The following is a 2,106-nucleotide window of genomic DNA, read 5'->3' as shown; positions in this document are numbered from 1 at the left end:
GAATACAGGCTTTCTGTCTTGACTGCATAAAAATAACGTAGCAGCCATCAAACTGCTACGTTTAAAAAGTCTAACTTTTGGGGGTCACCTCAATTGAGTATCTTTTGACATCTGAAAATGTTGATTTTAATATACATGAAGACAATCAGTTTCAAGGAGCTGGGGGTCCAGAAGATAGAATTCATTTTAAAACATTAGTTGGTGTACCTGAATGTTTAAAAAGAAATATGACTGCTGGCAATTTGGGGGCTGAAGGTAGAATTAATTGCAAAGAATTGTGTGAGAAATTACGAGAGGAGCATAAGAAAAGAACTGATAAAGAATAGAGGTATTATAATATGTATGAAAACTTCTTAGATAAATATGATTATGATGTTAGAAAAACTGGTGATGCAAGATGGATTGATCAGAAATGCACTTATGATGTAGTTTCAATAATTGCAGATTGCATAATAGAGTATGTGGATGAGAATGAAGTGGAAGAATTTATTGTTTCTGATATATGGCATAGTGAATATGCAAGAGAAAATGTAATTTCTATTTTTTCAAAACCTGATCCGGAATTAAAAGCAGGAAGTGAATATGACAAGTATTTTGGACAACCTATAAAACTATTAGGTTATAGTAAGATTCTCGATGTAAGAAAAGAGAAGAATAGATATTACTATTCTATAAATAATAGGGAATTATTAGAAAAAATTGCATTAAGGCCGACAAATGCTTTGAATTTTTTGTATGAATATATAGTTAAGGTTTTAAAAGATAGTGGGATTTGGGATTCTTTTGAAGAGTTCTTTAAGATACAGACTAAAGAATCTTATAAAGATGTTAGGGACACTTTTATAAGATTCACAATAAACAATACAAAAATAAATGGAGAAACTGAATGTGGAAGGATTTTTACAAAAGTCATAAATCCTCTTGCTTTTAAATAAAAAAACAAGGCACTGAAAGAGGTAGAATTTCTAAAAACACTATTACACTTAGTGACTTACAATATAATCGTGACAACTGGAGAGATGAGCTAAGTGGCAAAGATAAGTCAATGACTAGAGCTGAACATGAACCGACAGTTGCACAATTGCAAGCAAGAGCTATGGCAAGTTATACAGTAAATAAGGCTAAAAAAGCAATGCGTAAATTTAATGATAGTATTTATAATGGAAAATCTGAAGTTTACCAATCAAATGAAATGGTAAATGCTACTCAAGCACACCATATTTTTACTCAATCAGACTATCCAACTATTGCAGGCTATGTTGAAAATTTAATAATGCTAACACCAAACCAACATTATTCAATAGCTCACCCCAATAATAATACACAATACGTAGATAAAGATTTTCAATATATATGTTTTATTGCAAAATCAACAAAAATATATTTAGATTTAACCTCTGAGAAAGAGGATAAGTTCTATGACTTTGAAGACTATAAATTTGTACTAAATACTGGTCTTGAGACAGAAGATTTTACTTCTATAAGTTATTTAGACTTTGCAAGCATAATAGAGAAGATTGATTATTACTATATAGACAATATTAGTAACAACAAATATTATAAATTAATAAATGACAATAAGTTAGATAGAAATCAACAGTATTTGGAGAATTCTATTGATTTTAAGATGGTAGCAGAAGAACAAACTGATTATAGAATTTAATTAAATGAAAGTTAAAATTTAAAAGATGTAATTAATGTATTTTAAAATATAAACTATATACTTATAATTACAAATTAAAATGTATGGAAAAGTAAAATTTCACTTCAAAAAAAAGGGAAAATTTGGCATTGAAAATACAATTCTCACTGCAAATAATACTGATATGAATTTAGGTTCACTATTTTACAACGAGGAAATGGAAAAAGCAAACTTTGATGAAATTGTTAACAAATAGTTTGAAAGGATTTAGCAATGAAAAATCAAAATGAAAAATTTTATTCGCTAATACCAGAAGTGCTTGATGGAAATAAAAAAATATATACGGAATGTATGAGTATAATACATTTATGACAAATAAATAAAAAATAAGAAGGCTCTCTGTTATAATGAATGCAGGTGACTAAACCGAATCATTATTTCAAAGGAGAGACCTTCTTATGACA

3 protein-coding genes are annotated in these 2,106 nt (G+C 28.5%); all 3 read left to right on the top strand.

Annotation, left to right across the window (positions count from 1 at the left end):
* The first annotated feature begins 77 nt into the window (after positions 1 to 77).
* The 3 genes from K357_RS09095 (at position 78) to K357_RS09915 (ending at position 1,663) form a co-directional block, all read left to right on the top strand.
* Complete coding sequence (locus K357_RS09095) at positions 78 to 326, top strand: hypothetical protein (protein WP_211218962.1); 249 nt, start codon at positions 78 to 80, stop codon at positions 324 to 326.
* A gap of 12 nt (positions 327 to 338) precedes the next feature.
* Positions 339 to 935: a hypothetical protein gene (locus tag K357_RS09920; RefSeq protein WP_211218961.1), complete on the top strand. Its 597-nt coding sequence runs from the start codon at positions 339 to 341 to the stop codon at positions 933 to 935.
* A 110-nt stretch (positions 936 to 1,045) separates the two neighbouring features.
* On the top strand, positions 1,046 to 1,663 hold the full coding sequence (locus K357_RS09915) for a hypothetical protein (RefSeq protein ID WP_211218960.1): 618 nt from the start codon (positions 1,046 to 1,048) through the stop codon (positions 1,661 to 1,663).
* Positions 1,664 to 2,106 lie beyond the last annotated feature (443 nt).

The sequence above is a fragment of the Veillonella montpellierensis DSM 17217 genome, assembly GCF_000426745.1.
GTDB lineage: Bacteria > Bacillota > Negativicutes > Veillonellales > Veillonellaceae > Veillonella > Veillonella montpellierensis.
The sequence above is the reverse complement of the archived record's forward strand: the minus strand, read 5'-3'. Positions and strand labels throughout refer to the sequence as shown.